This window comes from Anaerostipes sp. PC18 (assembly GCF_039789045.1).
Lineage (GTDB): Bacteria > Bacillota > Clostridia > Lachnospirales > Lachnospiraceae > Anaerostipes > Anaerostipes hominis.
Genome location: NZ_CP121164.1, coordinates 287,151 through 303,396, shown reverse-complemented (window position 1 = coordinate 303,396; position 16,246 = coordinate 287,151). Strand labels below are relative to the sequence as shown.

Here is a 16,246-nt window from a genome sequence, read left to right as displayed (position 1 = left end):
TCTCCTTTTCCGTCTCAGACACATTTTTATCCACAATTCTATCTCAGAAATTTTTCCGCTGTCAACACCCGGGACAATACTTTCCACACCTGTTCATATCCCTCTCTGCTGAGATGAACACCGTCCACCGTATAAGAAAGCGGCAGTTCTCCATCCTCCCCGATCAATTCCCGGTAAACATCCACATATGGAATTTCTTTTTCCCCGCAAAGTCTCTCAATTTCTGAATTAACAGCCTGTATCTCTTCGTTTGACTTCCCTTCTGACCAGAAAGGAAGCGCATTTCCTGTCTTTTTTGTATACATAGGGTACAGTGATTCGATACAAATCCTTGTCCCCGGAAGTTTCTCCAAAATCCGCTCTGCCGTCCTCAACAGCTGACCGGCTACCACCTCTGCGCCCCGGTAAAAAGGAAGCAGATAATCATTGGCCCCGCCCTGCATTAGAACTAAATCCGGTTTCAGCGAAACCACATCCATCTCTGCCCTGGCAGCCATCTCCGGCACTGTATTGCCCTCTTCACCTCTGTTATAAACCTGCGCCTCCACATCTTGAAACAATTCCATAGGAAAGTAGTCGGTGAGAGAGTCACCGAACAATACGAGGACCTTTTCTTTACTCATCGATTCCTACGTATTCATATACTTTATCTATGAATACTTCTCCATCCAAATGATCGATCTCATGGCAGAAACACTTTGCCATCTCACCTTCCACCGTATAAGATACTTCATGTCCGTGTTCATCCAGCGCTTCTACCGTCACTTTGGCCGGGCGAATAGTTTTACCGAAACGGTTTGGAAAACTCAAACAGCCTTCCACACACTCCTGTGACCCGCTGCTCTCAACGATTATAGGATTTACCAGTTTTAAATAATACCCTTCATAGTCAATGACGATCATTCTCCTGAGAATACCGGCCTGGTTCGCAGCCAGTGCCGCCCCGTTCTCTGCACTGTGCAGAGTATCCATGAGATCTTCAAGCTGCTGCCTTGCCTTGTCATCCACCTCAGGCACCGTCTTACACTTCTTCTTTAATATCGGATCATTTCCGGTACGGATCTTTCTGACAGCCATTTCATCTCCTCCTTCAGTTCTCTGTCTTTCTTATTCTTCATACTTTTTAATACTCTCAAGAAACTTCTCCCCGTATTTTTCAAGCTTAAACTGTCCCACTCCGCTTATATTAAGCATCTCATCCAGAGTCTGCGGCCTTGCCTCACTCATGCCTGCCAGCGTCTTATCCGAAAATACCATATACGGTGGTATCTTCTCCTCCTTTGCGATCTCCATACGAAGCTTTCTGAGTTCCTCGAACAGACCCAGATCTTTTTCTTCCAGAGCAGAAGCGGCTCCGGCCTTCTTTTTCCTGGCTTTCGGCGCCTGTTTTTCTTCTCTCTTCGGAACTTTTATGACAAGTTTTTCACCGCTCAAAAGTTCTTCGGACCGGTCTGTCAGTTCCAATACCGGATAGTCGTCATTGCTCAGATTCAGAAATCCCTGCATCATCATCTCATTCATCAGCTGTTTCAGACTCGGAACTGTCATTCCGGCCAATGCCTTATATTCCGGGTTATCCTCCAGGCCCCTCTGACGAATCTTTTGATTGTCTGCCCCTCTCAGGACATCCACAATCAGATTGATTCCGAAATTTCTATGACAGCTTTCGATACATCTGACAACCGCCGCTGCCTGTTCTGTCACATCCGAAAGGTCAAACTCTTCTAAACAATTGCTGCAGTTCTGGCATTCCGTGCCGCTGTCTTCTCCGAAATAATCAAGGATATAATGCCGCAGACAGCCGCTGGACGCACAGTAAAAAGTCATCTGTTTCAGCCGTTCCAGATCCTTTCCCATCACGATCCTGCGGGTCTCCTCATCCAGTTCCTGATTATCCTCTCCATGTTCAATCAAAAAACGATTGGTCCTCTGATCGGCGGCTCCAAAATACAGGATACATTCTGCAGGCTCCCCGTCTCGTCCTGCCCTTCCGGCTTCCTGATAATAGCTTTCCATATTCTTCGGCATATTATAATGAATGACAAAACGCACATCCGGTTTATCAATACCCATGCCGAACGCATTGGTTGCCACCATGATCTGTCTCCGGTCATAAATAAAGTCATCCTGATTCTCACGCCGTTCTGTATCCGACAGTCCCGCATGGTATCTGGTCACCGAAAATCCTGCTTCTCTGAGCTGATAACATACTTCTTCCACACTTTTTCTGGAAAGGCAGTACACAATGCCGCTGCTTCCCGGCATTTTTTCTTCTTTCTCTCTTAAATAGGATTCTAATTCCCGGTATTTATCTCTGGGCTTCTTAACTCCAAAAAACAGATTTGCCCGGTCAAATCCTGTTGTCACGACCAGCGGGTCTCTCAGATTTAGGATATCCAGGACATCCTCTTTTACCTCCACAGTGGCCGTAGCCGTATACGCCCCTAAAACCGGACGCCTCGGCAGCTTCTCCAAAAAGGAGAGAATCTTTAAATAGCTGGGACGGAAATCCTGTCCCCACTGAGATACACAGTGTGCTTCATCCACAGCCAAAAAAGAAATATCCACGCCGGGCGAAAGAGCAAACCGTAAAAATCCCTCTGTCTCCAGCCGCTCCGGAGCCACGTATATGATCTTATACCTGCCTTCCCGTGCCAGATCCAGGGCTTTTCTATACTGTCCCATGCTCAATGAACTGTTCAGAAAAGCTGCATGTATCCCGGCCTGATTCAATGCTCCCACCTGATCCTTCATCAGAGAGATCAAAGGGGAAACAACCAGCGTAATCCCGGGCATCATCAGGGCAGGGATCTGAAAGCAGAGAGACTTCCCGGCGCCCGTGGGCATGATCCCAAGAACATCCCGCCCCTCTAAGACCGCGTCGATTAAAGGCTTCTGGCCTTCCCGGAAGTCATCAAATCCGAAATATTGTTTCAGTAATCCGCGTGCATCCTCCATATGTAACCTTTCATTCTGTAGTCGTTTTTAACTCCGTATACTTTAAATTCTTTCCTTTTACTTTATCCACGGGATACTTCTCTCCGTTTTTTTCAATTTTAGCAAGGAGAGAATCTTTCAAATCAAATTCATACATCTGAGAAAAGCGGAGAAGGAAGAAAAACACATCCGCAAGTTCTTCCGATATGCGTTCCCGTGCTGTATCCCGATCCATCATCTCCCCCATCTGCTCCTCTGATTTGAACCGGAACAGATCCAGAAGCTCATTGGACTCGGTTGACAACCCGATGGCCAGATCCTTTGGCCCGTGAAACTGATCCCAGTCTCTGTCCTCACAAAACTTTTGTACCTCTTTTGTTAAATATTCTAAAGTGTCCATATACCTTCTCCATTAACATCTGGTTTTCATGAATACTGCTATTATATAACAATTTCCCCGGGTGTGGTATACCCTTCTTTAATTTTTAGAAATATTTTACATTTTTGGTTTTAGGAATGCTCCTTACAGGACATCTCACTTACTTCCAGCTTAAAAGTACACACTGCGTCAAACATTTCCTCTGAAAACTCCCACTCTTCTTTCCCGGTGTTTTGATACATAATAGCCAAAAGTGCCTTTCTTTTTTCATTCGTATCTTCCACAAATGATACATTTCCGCTTCCTACAACACTCTGAAACCGGGCGGAATAGCCGCAGGCTTTTGTACTCTCATTCAGCTTATAATTTGTATCCAGTTCAAACCCTGCACAGGGATTTTTGGAGATCAATTCAATTTTTCTGCCCTCACCTGCACTGTGGAAATAAAAAGTCCTCTTTTCGCCATCCTCACAGTATCCAAAACTTAAAGGCACGATATAGACGCTTTCTCCATCCGCAAATCCCAGCCTGCAGCAGCTGCACGCCGAAATAATTGCCCTGATCTTTGCAGGATCTGTGATTTCCCTGTCTTTTCTTCTCATGATCCAGTCCCCCGTAAAATACTTATTTTAAAATCCTTCTGGACAGTTCCTTTACTGAAAGTCCATTTTCTTTGATCTGTTTTCTCCATCCCATCTGGCCAGCCAGCTTATACATGATTCTCGGTATCCCCGGAGAAACAAACCGGTCTTCGGCTTTCCGCCCGGTGCTGATACTGCACGCCATCTCTTTCAGCGCAGCGGAGAAATCTTTCTTGATTCCTTTTCCTTCCGGTATATCAGAAAGCATGGGGATCATTCCTCCACCGCCGATGCCAAGGCCCTGTCCCCATGAGAGACCTGCTTTCTTACACCAGCACTTCATAATGTTTAGGGCAATATGATTTTGATATCCTTCGTAAAATCCACAGTTTACAATCGCATAGACCATCCTGTCAGCCTCAGTTTCCTGAAATAATTTTTCCATTTGCCGCAGCACAGCCGTCAGATGAGAAGGGATACTGTCCACATAAAGAGGAAACGCAAATACAAGACACTCACTGTCCATGACTGCTGCTTTCATTTCTTCAGTTAATTCCGGCTTTCGCACGGAGATCTCTTTGATATCCAACCCCTTCAGCAAATTTTTTAATTCCTTTAAAATCACTCCGGAACTGCTTCCAGAAGGCTTGGGACTTCCGTTGATACATACGATCTTCATGTTACCTTCCTCCTAACTCATCCGGTGTTTTCACAAACCGTATTCCTTCCACCTGTGCATACAAATTGACTGCGTTGGCCTTAACAAGCTCCTCTGCGGTCCGCTTCTCATCTTCTGATATACACTCTCCGTAAAATCCCACTTTTAATTTTAATATTTTCTCGTATCTCTGCCTGTGGTGCATTTCGCCATTCTTAATCTCAAAATACGGATGCAGATAAGGGATACTCCGGTCCAGCACATTTTTCACAAAAGGACTGTAGCCTCCGTAACAGCACCGGCTGATAATCTCAGCCTCCTCACACCGGGCAAGCAGCTCTCCCATGTCACCATACCGGTCTCTTATAATACATTTGCCCGGAGTCCTGATCCAGCATCCGAAACAGCCGATACAATTACGGATTTCCCCTTTATTTCCTATCAGGACCACATCTTCATCCGGTTCAGAAAATAAATTTTTGACTTCTTCTTCGTTCAGATCGTGAATTATTAATTTCATGTTTCCCCCTTTCATAATATAAGCTCTGTCTATTTATACAGCCTCGAAAATTCCATTACCTGTTTTCTCAATGCTTCCAGTGCCTCTTTTACCTTGTCCGGTTGCTGATCATACCGGTTCAGCAGGAAAAAGATCGGGGCATAAAAGTTAACTGCCATGGCTTTTGGGTCTTTGCCATGGAAAACGCCCCTGGCAGTCATCTCCGCAAACAATTCTGTCTGATAGGACACAGCCGCATCCATAAAAAGTCCCCGGTACACTTCAAACACCTCTCTGTCCCGGTACTGCTCAATCACGAGCATCCTGCGGAACTTAGACGCAAATTCGTCTTTCAGATAAAACAGGAAGATCTTTTCGCTGAGCGCAAGAATCCCTTCCTCACTGATACTTCCATAAAGCTCTGCGGCTTTTTCCATATCGTGTTCATCGGGCAGGCCGTACTCCTTTGACATCCGTTCCATCCGAACCGACATCTCCTTAACGATCGTATCAAATATTTCCTTCTTGCTTTTGAAATGCTTGTATAAGGAACTGTCTTTTATGCCTACGGCATCCGCAATGTTTTTCACACTGGTCCCCTGATATCCATATTCAGAAAATAACGTGAGCGCTTCTTCCACAATTCGTTCTTTTGTATTCATTATCCTTCTCCCTGTAATAAATCTTTTACCAGCTGTTCCTGTTCAAACAGGGCACAGCCTCCAGTATGAAATTTCTCAAGGCTTCCGCTTTCCTGCAGTCTCAAAAACAGAGGAGACTGCAATGCCTCTTTAAGGCTTGTATGTACCAAACTTGTATCTGAATAGGGAGAAAACGGACAGGGCTCTGCGCCGCCGGATGCATTGATATGGAAAAATCCCCTGCCGGCCGCCAGACATCCTCCTGAAGCCTTTTCATCTCCCGGAAATGATATGAACACCATATCCTCCTGGTCCTCTCTGAGCTTTCGGAGCCTTTTTCCCAACGCTTCTCTCTCTTCTTCACCCGGAGCTAAATACTCTGTCTTCCCGTCAGCAGGTACATATTCCACATAGACGACTGCCTTACAGCCGTTTCTTCCAAGTTCACCGAGGAATTCTTCCGACGTGACCTCAAAAAGATTTTCCCTTGTCACCGTAACCGATGCGCCGAATAAAAGGTTCCGTTTTTTTAAACTTCCCATGACCTGTCTGAGCTTTTGATAGACTCCGCTGCCCCTTCTGGCATCCGTCTGTTCCTCGCCGCCTTCTACACTCAGCACCGGAAAAAGATTTCTGTTGTCCGAAAACAATTTAAGACAATCTTCCTGCATCATAGTCCCGTTCGTAAACACCGGAAAGATTACCTTTTTATGTCTGCCCGCAAATTCTACCACATCCCTGCGCATCAAAGGTTCCCCTCCGGCCAGCAATATAAAACTTATGCCAAGTTTTTCTGCCTGATCAAAAATATCATCCCACTGTGCACCGGAGAGTTCGCCCTCATGCAGACCTTCGGCACAGGCTCCGTTGGCCCTGGCATAACATCCTTTACAGTGAAGATTGCATTGACTCGTAATACTTGCAATTAAAAACGGCGGAATATGCCCGCCCTTTTCTTCTGCAATTTCTCTTAATCTTCGGGCTCTTTTTTCCGCCGCCATAAATTTCAGCATAAAAAGGCTTCCCCTTGGATCAGAAACTCTCAAAATACCGCGGAGGATACGTTCAACCCCGTCACTTAAATACTTCTCCAACCGAAAATCCTGCATACTCTTGCTCTCCTTTGACACGCCATGTTTGACTAGTATTTACTAGCTTCCGTTATCTTCAGTATAGGATAGTAAACACTAGCCTGTCAAGAGTTTATGAGCTGAATCTATATTTCTTCCCGATGATCAGACATTTTGAATCTGTCCCATGGCCAATTTCCTCCGTCTTTGCAATGGAAACTCCCGGACCGGACATCTTCTTCACAAGCTCTTCCATCCTCGGGAGACATCCCCAGGCCTCCATTGTTGTAAACGTTCCCTTATGACTTGAAAGTCTAAATGCGTCAGAACTTCATTGGCCAGATCTCCTCCCGAAATATCAAAAAGTGCCTTGATCTCGGGATTCCGGTAAAACTCCATAAGTTCCCCGGCACGCTGCCTCCCTGTTCTGTCAAATACTGAGGAACCGGCATAAAGATACCGGCTGAAAACGGGTATGAACCCCAGCTGCTCCAAGGCATTTCCCAGCATCATCACGGCAGACCGGGCCGAGTCTGCAAGTCCGTTGGAACAGCATACAATTCCTGCCTTATCCTGTCTCCCAAGCATCAATGTCCTGTGCCTTTCCTAACAATTCCAACCCGTTTCATATCTTCCTCTAATAATGCACACGGATGATCATACGTCTCAAAACCGGCCGGCGAGCAAATATCGCGGTTCACCCAGCGGCATATGTGCTCCTGATACATCTTATCCATGTTCCAAGGCTCATCTGTATATTCCATGCGTTCTATTGCCTTTTTAAGCCCCGCCACAGGCTTCCGCCCGTGAGTCGATGGGCTCCCCATACGGCGGCTGTTTCACCTTCAGATGCTTTTGTAACGGAATCGTAATTCCCAGCTGCATTTGCTCTCCTCCTTACTTTGGGCTTATTCTAAATCTCTGATCTTTTTCCGCTCCTCCTTGGACATGGAATCCAGCAAATAACTGCGGTCCTTCTGCTGCCTTTCCAAAAACTCTTCCCTGATTGTCCGGTCAGCAAGCTTCACTTCCTCAAGCAGTTCCCTGGCAGAGAGCAGTGCACATCCCTGTCCCCGTATAATGATCTGTTCCATGCCGTCGGAGGTTGCCACCGTAACATCATATTTCCGCCCATGTTCGTGCGCGAACTTCTCGATATACTGATCCGCAGTCTCCGCCTCTTTTGTATAGACCACATGAATGTTCTGGTAATCCAATATTTCCGTATCATGACCCACAACCCGATAGGCATCAAAAACAACGATCAGCTGGCATTTCCTGATGCCCTGATAATTGCTCATGATGTCCAGCAGCTTCCCTCTGGCCGCATCAATATTTACCTCTGCCAGTTCTCTTAAATCTTCCCATGCAAAGATAATATTATAGCCGTCCACCAGCAGATATTTTTCACCCGGCTTTTTCTTCACTGAGGCCCTGGAAGCCGAACTCTTATAATCTTCCATCGTCCTCTCCAGTTTCTTTTTGACCCATCCGGTCTTTTTCTTTCGGTTCGCAAAATAAGTCTGTTCCAGAATCCGGTCGATCTCCTCCGTGTCAATCCATTCCTCTTCCGTATAGGAACGGCGCACCGCGTCCTCTTCTTCCGGCTCTTTTTCCTCTGCCGCAAGCTGGCATTCCACATGCATATAGTCCTTGACTTTGTCCCAGCTCACCGTAAATCCTGCCCCATGTGAACAGAAGACAGAGCCCGTCGGATTTTCTGTATCCCGCTCAGAATCGTAGCCGCTCTTTTCGATCACTTCCTCTGCATTGTAACAGGGCCTATAACCATTAAGGGCACAAAAAAGACGTCCCCTCCCCTTCGTGTAGGCTATGACTTCTTTCTGATAGCCGCTCATCTCTGAGACCGGGGCACTTCCGGTCAGAACTGACATCTCTCCCTCTGTCTGAGGGTTTTCAAACTCCCCGTACATCCGCTCAATATCCGACATAGCCCGTCCCACCATCTGCTGAGGCACTTCCATTCGGAACTCATAGTACGGCTCCAAAAGGACAGACTCCGCCTGTTTCAGACCCTGCCGCACCGCCCGGTAAGTAGCCTGCCGGAAATCACCGCCCTCGGTATGCTTCAAATGAGCCCTCCCTGCTGCCAGCGTAATTTTCATATCAGTTATTGCAGAGCCGGTGAGAACCCCGGGATGCTCCTTTTCCTGCAAATGAGTTAAAATCAGCCGCTGCCAATTCTTATCCAGCATATCCTCGCTGCACTGAGTATCAAACTGAAGGCCGCTTCCCGGCTCCAAAGGCTCCATTAAAAGATGTACTTCCGCATAATGTCTCAGAGGTTCAAAATGTCCCACGCCCTCCACTGTTTTTTTGATGGTCTCTTTGTAAACAATATTTCCTGTTCCGAATTCAACTTCTGCATCAAACCGTTCGGCAATCAGGCTTTTTAGTATTTCCAGCTGAACTTCTCCCATGATCTGCACCTGAATCTCCTGAAGCTGCTCATTCCATAAAATATGAAGCTCGGGCTCTTCCTCCTGAAGCTGCCTTAATTTTGGCAGCATCACTCCTGCACTCATCCCTTCCGGCAGTATGACCTGATAGGTAAGCACCGGTTCCAGAGCCGGCTCATATCCGGTATCCTCGGTACCAAACCCATCTCCCGGACGGGTGTCCGTAAGCCCTGTGACCGCACAGATCATTCCTGCCTGTGCTTCCTCCGCCGTCTGATATTTTTCTCCGGAATAAATTCTGATCTGATTGACCTTTTCCTCTTTCGGTTTTTGTATCAGCGCCGACCTTACTTTCAGAACACCTCCTGTGACCTTTAAATGAGTCAGGCGGCTGCCCTGTTCATCCCTGGAGATTTTGAACACCTTTGCCCCGAATTCTTCGGAATAATCCACCGGACGGGTATAAGTCCCGATTCCCTGCAAAAATTCCCGGACTCCGTCTGCTTTCAATGCGGACCCGAAATAGCAGGGAAATACCCTTCTCTCCGCAATGATTTCTGAAATATCTTCACTGCCGATCATTCCGCTGTCTAAGTATGAGTTGAGCAGTCCTTCGTCACAAACTGCGATATCTTCATAAAAATCCTCACCGCATTCCCGGCTGAAATCAACACATCCCTCATCCAGCCGATTTTTTAATTCTGTCAAAAGCTGTTCTTTGTCAGTCCCCGGCTGATCCATCTTATTAATAAATAAAAAGGTTGGAATTTTGTATTTCTCCAATAAGCGCCACAACGTTTGCGTGTGTCCCTGGACTCCGTCGGCGCCGCTGATCACAAGAACCGCATAATCAAGAACCTGCAGAGTCCGTTCCATCTCGGCAGAAAAATCCACATGCCCCGGCGTATCCAGGAGTGTGATTTCCATTTCTCCGAACCGGAGAACTGCCTGCTTTGAAAATATGGTAATCCCGCGGTTTCTCTCAATCTCATGTGTATCCAGGAACGCATCTTTATTATCAACCCGTCCCATGCTCCGGATGCTGCCGCTCTCATAGAGCAGACCTTCCGACAGGGTTGTCTTTCCTGCATCCACATGGGCTAAAATTCCGATTACTAATCTCTTCATCATCTATAAACTCATTTCTATATTCTTATTTAGCTGTCAGTCCTATTATAGCAAATACGATGGACACAATATAGGGGCTTGATAACTTTGTGTATGCCCTGATGAATTGTTTTTATTTTATCAGAAAAACGAAAAACAGCCCCAGGTTAAAAACCCTGAGACTGTCCGTGTTACTTCTTTTGATAAACAGAATGTCCTAAAAACTCCCACTCCCCATGCCCCGGCCTGATAATTTCTCCATTCCCGAGAAATAAATATCCTCCCGGTTTTAAAGACTGGTACAGACCCTGCAAAATTTCTTTTTTCTTCTGAATGTCCATATACACCATCACATTTCGGCAGAAAATCACATCATACTGCTCATCCGGCCACTGCTGCTCTGCCAGGTTGTGATAACGGAACCGCACCATATCCTTGATCAGCTGAATGACTGCATAGGCAGTTCCATCCTTCTTAAAATATCTCATCTTCCAGTCCACCGGAACTTTTATAAGCTGCCTGGGTAGATATTTTCCTTCCTCACCCTGGGTGAGTTCGTGTTTTGCAATATCTGTCCCGGTAATCTCGATTTTGGGAAGTTTCCATCCCCGTCTTCGGCATTCCTCCGCCGTGATGGCAATAGTGTAGCATTCCTCACCGGTGGCACAGCCTGCACTCCATATGCGAAATACGTTTTCTTTACCTCTTAATCTCTGTAATATTTCATGCTCAAGATACTCAAACTGCCCGCTTTCTCTCATGAAATATGTATAATTGGTGGCCGTAAGATCAATTAAATTCTGTTCTGTCTCCGGATCTTTCTGTACTGCTTTTACATACTCCAAAAAACTCTCCAGCTGCAGCCGCTCCAGCTCATGCTGAATTCTGCATTGAATCAAATTTCTTTTGTTGGAAAGCTTCATCCCATATCTATTCTGAATGTATTCTGTCAGAGCATCAAACTCATCTTGATTCATCTCAATCATTTTCTTTACTCCTAAGTTTTACAGAGATAATTTATTTCAGTTAAGCGCACTCTGCGCGATAAGCTTATGATATAAGACTTTCTTTCAATTCTCTTCCGTAAAAATTTGTTTCTTTCATGCACTGAATAAAACTTTCTTTCGTCACTCCGCTTTTCTTTGGACGGAACTCCCATTCTGTCGTTGTAAGAGCCTTATCGGCCATTACATCAAATTCGTGCTCAGACACTTCGATATCATCAAAACAGACCGGAAGTCCCATACTCAGATTGAATTTTGCAATTTTATCACGTTCTTCAAACTCTGTCGCAAATGTGAGCAGACACAGAACTCCTAAGGCTACTACCTCCCCATGAAGATGACGGTGTCCTCCTTTCGTGACCGTTGACCCATAATATACGCAATGTGCCAGGCTTGAATTATAGTAATAATCAGGCGCACTGCTGACCATATTGGAAACAAGTCCTGTACTGATGATGATATCCAGAGTCACCTGTTCCAGTTCATAGGAGACTCTTTTCTCCCTTAAATCTTCCAGTGCCTTTTTCCCATAGTCAATCAACGGGGCTGTATGATTCAATAAATGTATGGTCCGCTGCTTTGGGATAGTAGTATTCGCGAAAAGAACCATCCGGATGATAGATCACTGAAATCGCTGTCACTGCCGCACAGTTGGATGCAACCGTAGGAAAACAAAACAGCGGTTTGTCCAGTTCATTAGCCAGATATTTACCTGTATCACAGGCACGCCCTCCTCCAACGGCAAAAATCATATCTGCCTGCCTCACCACATCCTGCTCCATCAGAACATTTCCGTTTTCGTATGTAGAATCTCCGCCGTACCAGATAAAGTCCAAAATCTGCACGTCAGAATCCTTCACCCCCTCCAAAAGCTTCTCTTTTGCTTTTGACATTGCCATCTTTCCTCCGATGACAACTGCTGTCTTTCCAAGAAACCGGGCCTTCTCCGGAATTTCCTGATAACAGCCTTCTCCAATTGTATATCTGGGTAAATTTACACTGTAGTAACTCATATGTTATACTTCCTTTCTGATTTTTATGCAGTCTCACAGGGTATTTTTTTATTCCGCCGAGATTTTTCATAACTTTCATAATAGACTAAAAAGTCTCCTTATGTCCGAAAACATAAAGAGACCAAATTATCCGCTATTAATTTCTGGACTGCTGATGATACATTGAAGTCATTATAATCCTGAAAAAAATAATATGCAAGTCCTTTTAACCCTGTCAAATTTCCCCAGATTTATATAGGCGGATAGTATCTTCGATTGCGTGATAGTCCCGCTCAAACAATTCATCACTGATTTGGGTCTTCAATATATCCTGAGGAACCCTCTCTATGATTTTATCAATAACGAATCTCTTGCTCTTTTGTTTGTACTTCGGAAGCTGATTTAATTCCTGTATATGAGCCAATTCCGGCCTCCAAAGTAATTTCATTTTATCTTTCCACACGAGTTTCGGATTTTTGACCGGACTCCGGAGCAGATAGAAATCCACTTGATCTCCTGCCTCTTCTACCGTAATGATTCCCCACCATTCCGGTACCTTTTCTTCTATATGCAGTGCATGTCTGGTGCCTGCGACCACATAATTATAGTCGAAAAACCGGTCATAGTCTCTGACCTGTCTGCTCAGCCGGGTATAAGTATCCGCATCGCTCTTAATCTCTATACCAAAAACAGAATCCTCTGTAACCATGACAATATCTGCTCTGGATCGTCCCATCTGTTTTTCTTCTATTATTCTGATCTTATGATAGCACTCCTCCAAAAAATCAAAGAGAGGACTGCGAATGTCTTTATCGTATAGCATATTTTTTAATCCATTCTCGCTTATATATTAATTTAGTATAAATCTCAAGTTGTGTCTCAAGCTCTCCCAAATCAGAATAGCTCATCTCCTCTATGTGCTAAATCTTATCTAAGTTTATATCCTACTACAGCATCTTTGGTTTTTCCTTTATCAGTTCCAGATTAATATTTTCTGCCACTGATAAGTGACGGTTCAGCAGGTCCTCAAGCTCTATATGATTCTGCTGTTCAAGGGCAGCCATGATCCCTTTGTGTTCCCCGATGGTCTCCTGCATCCTTCCTTCCCGTGTAAAAGAAAGAACATTCTGCCAAAAGATACGGTGCATATATTCTTTATACAAATGCAGCATTGCATCATTTTCCAGAAACTCCACGATACCTTTATGAAACTCATAATCAATCCTGGCAAACTCCTCACTGGAACCGTTTGTATCGATCAAATTCTGCTGCTGTTTAATCATCATTCTCAGATCGATCAGACATTTTTGTGCCTCGGCTGAATCCAAATCTGCGACCAGCTGTTTTAAACAAAAGGTCTCAATGGCATTCCGTATTTGATAGGTTTCCCTGATATCATCCTCCATCATTTCATGAATCATGAATCCTTTGCTTGGATAGACGTCAATATAGCGTTCCTGCTCCAGCCGTAAGACAGCATCCCTCAAAGGAGTTTTTGAGATTCCCAGTTCTTCCGCCACTTTTTTCTGGGAATAGATAACCCCATGTTCCAACTTATCGTTCAGTATCAGATCCTTCAGATAATCATATGCTTTGGACTGCAACAGCTGTGTACTTTTCATGCTACTACCTCATCTTCTAAAAAGCCTCATCATATTGTTAACAATTATCTAATACTATAGCATATCTTTCAGATTCTTTCATCCACTGCAATTTATTATAGAAGAAAAAACATCCTTTTCTCCAATACATTTGAAAAAAAGGATGTCCGTAAATTTACAGATTACTAAAAGATCACTCGATGGAGCATTGCCGCAAGAAATGCTCCGATCAAAGGACCTGCTATGGGAACCCACGCATATCCCCAGTTTGATCCTTCTTTATTCTTTATAGGGACAAGTGTATAGATAATACGGGGCATAAGATCTCTTGCCGGGTTAATGGCATAACCGGTCAGTCCCCCAAAAGACATGACCCCTCCTGCTACTCCGCAGAATACAAAGAACATTGCCACTCCATTTGCCGGATTTTGATGTCCGAGGGAAAGCAGGACAAACATGAGACAAAAGGTTGCCATGATCTCCGACAGACAATTCCGCCAGGAATTCTGAATTGACGGACCTGTGGTAAATACACCCAGCTTGGTACCCGGACACTCTTCTTCATCCAGATGATCTTTATACAGCTGCCAGATGATCAAAGCTCCGATAGATGCCCCTATGCATTGTGAGATGATATATCCCGGAACAAGGCTTCCGCTCAAATTTCCTGCTGCCCAAAAACCCACCGTCACTGCCGGATTGCAGTGCGCTCCGGATACAGGTCCGAAACATACTGCTACCGTCACCATTGAAACACCCCATCCAAGAGCTGCTACAATACCTCCGGCTCCGCACATACCGGATTTACTCAAAGAAATATTTGCACAGACACCCAATCCTAACACCATAAATAATGCAGTTCCAACCAGTTCTGCAAGATACAGATTCATATGTTCCATCTGCCACTCCTTCCTGAACCGCCGTTTTATCTGCGGATCAATTCCTCAACAGCCTCTTTCAGCGTATAAGTCTCTCCTACATTACCCGGAAAAATAATATATGGGATTTTGGGAAATTTACTTTGTTCATCTGTCTGCCAGACAGGAATTCCCGGTTTGATCTGGCCCATAACATTTGCTTTTTTCACTGAAAGTGCTTTTGTACCTATATCACTGGATGTAATACCTCCTTTAGCAACTACAAAGGCAGGAACAATTTTCAGTCTTCCCACCAGAGCCTGAACCCCCTGTGAAATTTTTACAGACCGGAGCAGAGCTTCCGTTTTGCTGTCATTGTCAACTGTCAGCAGTCTGCGTTTTGTATAACATACGGCAGTCTTCCCGGATGCTATGATCTGTTCGCTAAGACTTACCACCCGGCTGATCTCATCCTCAAAAACCTGATCTCCCTTCAGTACCAGATCTGAATTAAACTCAATTCCAGTTACTTTGTCTAATGTCAGAAGTTCCTTTAACTGGGCTGTTGTCTTATTGGTATGAGAGCCTACCACCACAATTCCCCCATTGTTTGTGTCCGCAGTTATCATTTCATTTTTAGTCAAAAGTTCCCTGTCTGTTACCCCTCCGATTACCTTTACCAGGGATGCGGCCGACCGGAATAAAAATGTCTTTCCTTTCTCCATTGTCCGGTAGAGCGCAGTACAGAATACTTTAAGGTCACAATAATCCACTGCATTGACAATCACCTTATTGAAATTTTCAACAGTCATCAGCTTTTGCTCGATTTGTGCATAGTCACAGCTTCTGAGCATTTCAAGAGAAATACAGATGGTATCTTCTCCCTTAAACACCCCTTCATTTTTTTCTTCCACATACTCTCTCAGATCTGAACTCTTGTATCCGAATGTTTTATCTTTGGAAAATTCCGTCTCTCCGGCCGGCACCAGCATTTCATTATCTTTTACATAATGGACGTTATCAATGGTGTATCTTCCGCCTTCTTTAAAAAAGAAACACAGAATTTCCCCGTCAACAGGATGATCGCCCTGTTTTTCCATGACTTGCTTTAAAGTATTTGTCTCTAAAGGATAATGCCCTCTTAGTGTAGAATCACTCCTGCTGATCAACACATATTTCTGATTCAATTCCCGGGAGATTTCTTCCACTGTCCGGGCAATTTCTTCATGCACCTGTCTTGTCTGTTTCGGTGTCATGGACCTGGAATTGGTTAATATGTAAAACAGTCTGTTTTCTTCGATAAACCCTTTTCTCATACTGGCTTTTGACCAGTCTGTAAATACCGAAATATCATGAACAGTCTGTATCCCGGTAGGGTCATCATCCAAAACAACAAACTTTATCTGACTTTTATTAATCTCTTCGTTCAGCAGCCGGCCGATCTTTCTTTCGTCAACAGGACTGTACTGCTTTAAAACTTCTATCGTCATATATTCAGCC

20 protein-coding genes are annotated in these 16,246 nt (G+C 44.8%); all 20 read right to left on the bottom strand.

Annotated elements, in window-relative coordinates:
• Nucleotides 1-38: 38 nt before the first annotated feature.
• The 20 genes from P8F77_RS01610 to P8F77_RS01515 all read right to left on the bottom strand — a co-directional run bounded on the left by P8F77_RS01610 (nucleotide 39) and on the right by P8F77_RS01515 (nucleotide 16,236).
• Nucleotides 39-623 (bottom strand): GDSL-type esterase/lipase family protein, encoded by a 585-nt coding sequence (locus tag P8F77_RS01610; RefSeq protein WP_347256245.1) that lies wholly within the window; start codon nucleotides 621-623, stop codon nucleotides 39-41.
• Nucleotides 616-1,077 (bottom strand): peptide deformylase, encoded by a 462-nt coding sequence (def, locus tag P8F77_RS01605; protein WP_024728781.1) that lies wholly within the window; start codon nucleotides 1,075-1,077, stop codon nucleotides 616-618. Before def ends, P8F77_RS01610 begins: the two co-directional genes overlap by 8 nt.
• A 30-nt stretch (nucleotides 1,078-1,107) precedes the next feature.
• Nucleotides 1,108-2,958 carry a DNA helicase RecQ gene (gene recQ, locus P8F77_RS01600; protein ID WP_024728782.1) on the bottom strand — a complete coding sequence of 617 codons (1,851 nt, stop codon included), beginning with the start codon at nucleotides 2,956-2,958 and terminating at the stop codon, nucleotides 1,108-1,110.
• Between the two features lie 10 nt (nucleotides 2,959-2,968).
• Nucleotides 2,969-3,337, bottom strand: a complete 369-nt coding sequence (locus tag P8F77_RS01595) for a nucleotide pyrophosphohydrolase (protein ID WP_006567666.1) — start codon at nucleotides 3,335-3,337, stop codon at nucleotides 2,969-2,971.
• 110 nt (nucleotides 3,338-3,447) lie between these two features.
• Nucleotides 3,448-3,918 carry a pyridoxamine 5'-phosphate oxidase family protein gene (locus P8F77_RS01590; RefSeq protein WP_006567667.1) on the bottom strand — a complete coding sequence of 157 codons (471 nt, stop codon included), beginning with the start codon at nucleotides 3,916-3,918 and terminating at the stop codon, nucleotides 3,448-3,450.
• 22 nt (nucleotides 3,919-3,940) lie between these two features.
• The gene (locus P8F77_RS01585) at nucleotides 3,941-4,576 is read right to left on the bottom strand and encodes an NAD(P)H-dependent oxidoreductase (RefSeq protein WP_024728783.1); all 636 of its coding nucleotides are present in this window, start codon (nucleotides 4,574-4,576) and stop codon (nucleotides 3,941-3,943) included.
• 1 nt (nucleotide 4,577) lies between these two features.
• A complete protein-coding gene (locus tag P8F77_RS01580; protein ID WP_303008758.1) occupies nucleotides 4,578-5,075 on the bottom strand; it encodes a flavodoxin family protein in 498 nt (165 codons plus the stop codon).
• 29 nt (nucleotides 5,076-5,104) lie between these two features.
• Nucleotides 5,105-5,716, bottom strand: coding sequence for a TetR/AcrR family transcriptional regulator (locus P8F77_RS01575; protein ID WP_347256244.1), 612 nt, complete (start codon nucleotides 5,714-5,716; stop codon nucleotides 5,105-5,107).
• Nucleotides 5,716-6,804 (bottom strand): radical SAM protein, encoded by a 1,089-nt coding sequence (locus P8F77_RS01570; RefSeq protein WP_347256243.1) that lies wholly within the window; start codon nucleotides 6,802-6,804, stop codon nucleotides 5,716-5,718. Before P8F77_RS01570 ends, P8F77_RS01575 begins: the two co-directional genes overlap by 1 nt.
• A gap of 94 nt (nucleotides 6,805-6,898) precedes the next feature.
• Nucleotides 6,899-7,021, bottom strand: a complete 123-nt coding sequence (locus P8F77_RS01565; protein ID WP_301591489.1) for a hypothetical protein — start codon at nucleotides 7,019-7,021, stop codon at nucleotides 6,899-6,901.
• Complete coding sequence (locus P8F77_RS01560) at nucleotides 7,006-7,353, bottom strand: LD-carboxypeptidase (protein ID WP_347256242.1); 348 nt, start codon at nucleotides 7,351-7,353, stop codon at nucleotides 7,006-7,008. The genes P8F77_RS01565 and P8F77_RS01560 overlap by 16 nt, the downstream gene beginning before the upstream one ends.
• A complete protein-coding gene (locus tag P8F77_RS01555) occupies nucleotides 7,353-7,529 on the bottom strand; it encodes a hypothetical protein (protein WP_235824667.1) in 177 nt (58 codons plus the stop codon). Before P8F77_RS01555 ends, P8F77_RS01560 begins: the two co-directional genes overlap by 1 nt.
• A 144-nt stretch (nucleotides 7,530-7,673) precedes the next feature.
• A complete protein-coding gene (locus P8F77_RS01550) occupies nucleotides 7,674-10,313 on the bottom strand; it encodes a translation factor GTPase family protein (RefSeq protein ID WP_347256433.1) in 2,640 nt (879 codons plus the stop codon).
• 170 nt (nucleotides 10,314-10,483) lie between these two features.
• Entirely contained in the window at nucleotides 10,484-11,278 is a 795-nt protein-coding gene (locus P8F77_RS01545) for a protein-glutamate O-methyltransferase CheR (RefSeq protein WP_347256241.1), read from the bottom strand.
• A gap of 64 nt (nucleotides 11,279-11,342) precedes the next feature.
• The gene (locus tag P8F77_RS01540) at nucleotides 11,343-11,855 is read right to left on the bottom strand and encodes a hypothetical protein (RefSeq protein WP_328514497.1); all 513 of its coding nucleotides are present in this window, start codon (nucleotides 11,853-11,855) and stop codon (nucleotides 11,343-11,345) included.
• Nucleotides 11,830-12,309 (bottom strand): iron-containing alcohol dehydrogenase, encoded by a 480-nt coding sequence (locus P8F77_RS01535; protein WP_347256240.1) that lies wholly within the window; start codon nucleotides 12,307-12,309, stop codon nucleotides 11,830-11,832. The genes P8F77_RS01540 and P8F77_RS01535 overlap by 26 nt, the downstream gene beginning before the upstream one ends.
• A gap of 214 nt (nucleotides 12,310-12,523) precedes the next feature.
• On the bottom strand, nucleotides 12,524-13,111 hold the full coding sequence (locus P8F77_RS01530) for a sce7726 family protein (protein WP_024728792.1): 588 nt from the start codon (nucleotides 13,109-13,111) through the stop codon (nucleotides 12,524-12,526).
• 124 nt (nucleotides 13,112-13,235) lie between these two features.
• Nucleotides 13,236-13,910 carry a GntR family transcriptional regulator gene (locus P8F77_RS01525; protein WP_347256239.1) on the bottom strand — a complete coding sequence of 225 codons (675 nt, stop codon included), beginning with the start codon at nucleotides 13,908-13,910 and terminating at the stop codon, nucleotides 13,236-13,238.
• 164 nt (nucleotides 13,911-14,074) lie between these two features.
• Nucleotides 14,075-14,788, bottom strand: a complete 714-nt coding sequence (locus P8F77_RS01520; RefSeq protein WP_148460239.1) for an MIP/aquaporin family protein — start codon at nucleotides 14,786-14,788, stop codon at nucleotides 14,075-14,077.
• A gap of 26 nt (nucleotides 14,789-14,814) precedes the next feature.
• Entirely contained in the window at nucleotides 14,815-16,236 is a 1,422-nt protein-coding gene (locus P8F77_RS01515) for a four-carbon acid sugar kinase family protein (protein WP_334293355.1), read from the bottom strand.
• Between the last annotated feature and the right edge of the window lie 10 nt (nucleotides 16,237-16,246).